A 5,366-nucleotide genomic window follows, 5' to 3' on the forward strand; every position below is an offset into this window, starting at 1 on the left:
TTCGGGCTGACGCAGATCCAGTCGAGGCCCGGCGGCAGCGGGAGCGTGCCGTTGGTCTCGATGGCGATGGTAAAGCCATGGCTATGCAACGCATCGATCAGCGCGCCGTCCACCTGTAGCGCCGGCTCGCCCCCGGTCAGCACGGCGAAGCGCTCGTCTTCACCGCCCTGCCAGGCCGCGGCCACGGCGGCCGCCAGCGCCGCCGCGTCGCGGAACTTGCCGCCGCCTTCGCCGTCGGTGCCCACGAATTCGGTGTCGCAGAACCGGCAGTCAGCCCGATCGCGGTCGGCCTCGCGTCCGGACCACAGATTGCAGCCGGCAAAGCGGCAGAACACGGCAGCGCGTCCCGCATTCGCGCCCTCGCCCTGGAGGGTGTAGAAGATCTCTTTGACGGCATACATGCGCTGATCCGTAGGAGGCCGCGTCCGCTTGTCAAGCGGCACGCCGCCGCGCCGGTGCCGGAACTTCGGGGCGTGCACGAGGGTATCACTGTGAAAGCACTCTGGGACGTGATCGAGGACCAGCATGCAATGCTCTGTTTGCGGAGCCGAGGCCGAGGACCTGACCTCGGGCGACTTTGACGGTCTTGTCGTGCGCTGCAAGCGCTGCGGCGAGTACGAGGTGGCGGATGGCGCGCTCAACGCGTTCCTGCGCCTCGACTACGACGCCCGCGTCGCCGCACTCGAGAAGGCGAGGGAGGCCGCCGCCGGCGACCGCCCCACCGTCAGGGCGGACGACCTCTCGTAGCGCGTCGATGAGGCGGCGCACGCTATTCCGTGCCGCCCTTCTCCACGACGCAGAAAGTGTTGCCGTCGGGATCGGCCAGCACGACATAGTCCGCGCCTTCCGGATAACGCCACGCGACGCGTCGAGCGCCGAGATCCACCAATCGCTCGACCTCTGCCGCTTGGTCCGAGGCATAGAGATCCAGGTGATGGCGCTGATGGCTTTCCGCCTCCGACGTGACGAGCGTGATCGCGAGCTGCGGTCCCTCGCCCTCGCGTGGAACCAGGATGGCCCAGTCCGCAGACGGCGGCCGCAGCGGACGGTATCCGAGCGCGTCGCACCAGAAGCGGACGGCGCGCGGGACGTCACGCACCCCCCAGACAATCGATCCGATCCTCAGCATGGCCGCTTCCCTGTAAGCTTGCGCCTTGCGCCGCGGCGGTGCGGCCCGCACGGAGACGGACATGAGCGCACAACGGTCCTACCGCTACTACGACCTCGTCATGGCGGCGTTCGTCACTGTGCTCGTGTGCTCGAACCTCATCGGGCCGGCGAAGATCGCCCAAGTCGAGATCCCCGGCATCGGGCCCTACGTGTTCGGCGCCGGCGTGCTGTTCTTCCCCATCTCCTACATCTTCGGCGACGTGCTGACCGAGGTCTACGGCTACGCCCGCGCACGCAAGGTCATCTGGACCGGCTTCGCCGCGCTTTTCTTCGCGTCCATCATGGCAAGCGTGGTGGTCGCGTTGCCGCCGGCGCCGTTCTGGCAGCATCAGGCGGCCTACGAGATCGCCTTCGGCAACGCCTGGCGCGTGGTGGCGGCGTCGATGGTCGCCTATTTCTGCGGCGAGTTCGTCAACTCGTTCGTGCTGGCCAAGATGAAGGTGGCGCAGGGCGGCCGCCACCTCTGGAAGCGCACCATCGGCTCGACCATCGCCGGCGAGGCCGTCGACAGCGCATTGTTCTATCCGTTGGCCTTCTACGGCACCGGCATCATCCCCAATGAGGCGTTGCCCATGGTGATGGTGGCGCAGTTCTTCACCAAGACCATGGTGGAAGTCCTGTTCACGCCCGCAACCTACAAGGTCGTCGCCTTCCTGAAGCGCGCCGAGGGCGAGGACTACTACGACCGCAACACGGACTTCAACCCGTTCAAGCTGGAGCCATGATCACCGGCGGGACCGGAAGCGGCAACCCGTTTCAGATCATTCTCTAGACCATGATCGCTTCGGACCCTGTCAGTCGTCCGAAGCGCGATCACGCGCCGAGAATGTCGCTTGCCCCTCTCCCCATGAGAAGGGGAGAGGGTAACCGCATCAGTGGCCCTCGACCGAAGGGCGGCTGATCTCGAACAGGAACCAGTGGCGACGCTCGGTCTCGTCGATCCAGTTCTCGAGCAGGCTCGCGGTCGCGACGTCGTTGTGCTCGTCGGCGACATCGTGGACCGACCGCAGACGCGTGATCAGATCCTTGTTGTCGTCACGCAACTCCGCGATCATGTCGAGCGCATCGACGTAGTCCGCGTCGTTGTCCTTGATACGCTGCAGCTTGGCGATATTCCCGATGGAGCGGATTGTCGTGCCGCCGATCTTGCGCACGCGCTCGGCGATCGGATCAGTCATAGCGAAAATCTGGTCGCCATGGTCGTCGAGCAGCAGATGGTAATCGCGGAAGTGCGGGCCGGAGACGTGCCAGTGGAAATTCTTGGTTTTGAGGTAGAGCGCGAACACGTCGGCGAGAAGCTCGTTCAGGGCGCCCGAGATATCGCGGACGGCGTTGTCGCCGAGATCGCTCGGCGTTGCGAGCGGGGCCTTGCGGCGCTCGGCGGCTTTCTTGAGATCGGTTTTCGTCTCGGCCATGGGGGACTCCATCGTGTTCGGAAGGGGGAATTGTGGCTCCTTAGGTAGGGGCCCGGCGCCGGGAAGGGAAGCACTGCTTTTGCATGAGCCCAATGCGGTGTTAACGAGGATCGACAGCGCAAACAGGTGCCCCCCGCTTGAGCAGATCCCGGAGACGGAAAGGTTTTTTGCCGCCACTCGCTTTTTTTGGCCGTGCTCGCTGTCGTCGTCTCGGGCGCGCGCTCGGCAACGAAATATCACCGTGGTGACTGATGATGAAACGTCGGGGGCCCGCCATGACGCCCGGCGTCTCCGCCAGGCCCCGATGACGAGACTATGATGCGAGCGAGATCTCGATAGCGCGCTCAACCGGGGCGGAATCAAGATGCTTCCTGCCAGACCTCCCAGCCCTTGGCACGGAGCTGGCAGGCGGGGCAGGTGCCGCACCCCCAGCCCCAGGCGTGATGCACGGTGCGGTCGCCGAGGTAGCAGGTATGCGTCTCCTCGCGGATGAGGTCGATGAGCGGCGCGCCGCCGAGCTCGGCCGCCATCGCCCATGTGCCGGCCTTGTCGACGTACATGAGCGGCGTCAGCACCGCGAACTCCTTGTCGAAGCCGAGCGCGATCGCCTCCTCCTGGGCGCGGATGGTATCGGCGCGGCAATCGGGATAGCCCGAGTAGTCGGTCTCGCACATGCCGGCGACGAGGGTCGCGATGCCGCGGCGGTAGGCGACGGCCGCGGCATAGACCAGGAACAGGAGGTTGCGCCCCGGCACGAACGTGGACGGCAGTCCTGCCTTCGTCATCTCGATCTCGGTGTCGCGGGTGAGCGCGGTCTCGCTCAGGCGCCCGAGCTCGGCGAGCGTGATCTCGTGGTCAGGACCGAGCCGGTCGCCCCACGCGGGGAACGTCGCCGCCATCCCGTCGAGAACGATGCGGCGCTGCGTGAGCTCCACTGCGTGCCGCTGTCCGTAGGAGAACCCCACCGTCTCCACGCGCGCGAAGCGGTCGAGCGCCCAGGCCAGACACACGGTGCTGTCCTGGCCGCCGGAGAAGAGGACGAGCGCAGCGCCGTCTGCGGACATGTCAGGCGCTCTTTCCGTCGAAGCGGTTGATTGTGATGGCGTCGGGGTCAATCTCGTCGATGCAGCGCACGTTGAGGGCGATCATAGGTGCGCCGTCCGGCGTTGCACCGCGCGCGAAGCTCGTGACGCCGCAAGTTCGACAGAAGAGGTGGTGAATGACGTGCCGGTTGAACTGGTAGTCGGTCAGCGCGTCGCTGCCGGACGTGAGCGTGAAGTCCGCGGCCGGGATGAAGGCGAGCAGGGTGCCCTTCCTGCGGCACATGGAGCAGTTGCAAGCCATCGCCTGCGCGATGGGGGCGCTCCTTGCCTCGTAGCTGACGGCGCCGCAATGGCAGGAGCCGTGATAGATCTGTTCGTCGGTCATCGCACCGGCTCTCCCTCGTTTTTCTTGGCCTCGGCAGGCGGGTAGGTGCGCCTACCCAAAGGGGTCTTTCCGGACCCCCCGAACCCAGCTACAACGCGTCCGGCCCGCTCCGGGTCCTTCCCAGGCCGCTACAGGTCGGCACCCGCCTTCCTCAAAAACATATGCCCATCAGACTTCTAAGGAAACGCCCATGACTGCCATCGTCGACATCCTCGGCCGCGAGATCCTGGACAGCCGCGGCAACCCGACCGTCGAGGTCGACGTGATGCTCGAGGACGGCTCGTTCGGGCGGGCGGCGGTCCCCTCGGGCGCCTCGACGGGCGCACACGAGGCCAACGAGCTGCGCGACGGCGACGCGGGGCGCTACCTCGGCAAGGGCGTGCTGAAGGCCGTCGACGCCGTCAACGGCGAGATCTCGGACGCGCTCATCGGCCTCGACGCCGAGGACCAGCGTGGGCTCGACGCCGCGCTGATCGCGCTCGACGGCACCAAGAACAAGAGCCGGCTCGGCGCCAATGCCATTCTCGGCGTGTCGCTGGCGGCGGCGAAGGCGGCGGCGGACACCTCGGGGCTGTCGCTCTACCGTTACGTCGGCGGCGCCTCGGCACACGTTCTGCCGGTGCCGATGATGAACATCATCAACGGCGGTGCGCACGCCGACAATCCGATCGACATCCAGGAGTTCATGATCATGCCGGTGTCGGCGGAGACGTGCGCCGACGCCATCCGCGTGGGTGCCGAGATCTTCCACACGCTGAAGAAGGCGCTGAAGGACGCCGGCCACAACACCGGCATCGGCGACGAGGGCGGCTTCGCGCCGAACCTGAAGAGCGCCGACGACGCGCTGGGCTTCATCGTGAAGTCCATCGAGAAGGCCGGCTACAAGCCCGGCGACGACGTCATGCTGGCGCTCGATTGCGCCTCGACCGAGTTCTACAAGGGCGGCAAGTACGAGCTCGCCGGCGAGGGCAAGAGCCTCGATAGCGCCGGCATGGCGCGCTACCTCGAGGATCTGGTCCGCCGCTTCCCGATCATCTCCATCGAGGACGGCATGGCCGAGGACGACTGGGACGGCTGGAAGGCGCTGACGGACGCCATCGGCAGGAACGTTCAGCTCGTCGGCGACGACCTGTTCGTCACCAACACCGAGCGTCTTTCGCGCGGCATCAAGGCGGCCACCGGCAACTCGATCCTGGTCAAGGTCAACCAGATCGGCCCGCTGACCGAGACGCTCGACGCCGTCTCGATGGCGCAGCGTGCGGGCTACACGGCCGTAATGTCGCACCGCTCGGGCGAGACGGAGGATTCGACCATCGCCGACCTCGCGGTCGCGACCAACTGCGGCCAGATCAA

At 66.4% G+C, this 5,366-nt stretch carries 8 protein-coding genes; 3 read left to right on the forward strand and 5 right to left on the reverse strand.

From position 1 onward, the window contains the following. On the reverse strand, window positions 1–401 hold a 401-nt coding region (locus IT540_RS01790; RefSeq protein WP_291172415.1), incomplete at its 3' end, for a radical SAM protein. Window positions 402–525: 124 nt separating this feature from the next. On the opposite strand from IT540_RS01790, the gene IT540_RS01795 reads away from it, so the two are divergent. Beyond that, entirely contained in the window at window positions 526–747 is a 222-nt protein-coding gene (locus IT540_RS01795) for a hypothetical protein (protein WP_291172418.1), read from the forward strand. 22 nt (window positions 748–769) lie between these two features. On the opposite strand, the gene IT540_RS01800 is transcribed toward IT540_RS01795, so the two are convergent. Continuing rightward, window positions 770–1,129, reverse strand: coding sequence for a VOC family protein (locus IT540_RS01800; RefSeq protein WP_291172421.1), 360 nt, complete (start codon window positions 1,127–1,129; stop codon window positions 770–772). Window positions 1,130–1,190: 61 nt separating this feature from the next. Between IT540_RS01800 and IT540_RS01805 the strand changes: the two genes are divergently transcribed. Next, the gene (locus tag IT540_RS01805; protein ID WP_291172424.1) at window positions 1,191–1,895 is read left to right on the forward strand and encodes a queuosine precursor transporter; all 705 of its coding nucleotides are present in this window, start codon (window positions 1,191–1,193) and stop codon (window positions 1,893–1,895) included. A 147-nt stretch (window positions 1,896–2,042) separates the two neighbouring features. On the opposite strand, the gene IT540_RS01810 is transcribed toward IT540_RS01805, so the two are convergent. From IT540_RS01810 to IT540_RS01820, 3 genes are all read right to left on the reverse strand, one after another. Continuing rightward, the gene (locus IT540_RS01810; RefSeq protein ID WP_291172427.1) at window positions 2,043–2,585 is read right to left on the reverse strand and encodes a DNA starvation/stationary phase protection protein; all 543 of its coding nucleotides are present in this window, start codon (window positions 2,583–2,585) and stop codon (window positions 2,043–2,045) included. A 359-nt stretch (window positions 2,586–2,944) separates the two neighbouring features. After that, a complete protein-coding gene (gene queC / locus IT540_RS01815) occupies window positions 2,945–3,649 on the reverse strand; it encodes a 7-cyano-7-deazaguanine synthase QueC (RefSeq protein WP_291172431.1) in 705 nt (234 codons plus the stop codon). A 1-nt stretch (window position 3,650) separates the two neighbouring features. Continuing rightward, entirely contained in the window at window positions 3,651–4,013 is a 363-nt protein-coding gene (locus IT540_RS01820) for a GFA family protein (protein WP_291172434.1), read from the reverse strand. 190 nt (window positions 4,014–4,203) lie between these two features. Here IT540_RS01820 and eno point away from each other — a divergent pair. After that, on the forward strand, window positions 4,204–5,366 hold a 1,163-nt coding region (gene eno / locus IT540_RS01825; RefSeq protein ID WP_291172437.1), incomplete at its 3' end, for a phosphopyruvate hydratase.

The sequence above is a fragment of the Hyphomicrobium sp. genome, from assembly GCF_020852195.1.
Taxonomy (GTDB): Bacteria; Pseudomonadota; Alphaproteobacteria; order Rhizobiales; family Hyphomicrobiaceae; genus Hyphomicrobium_C.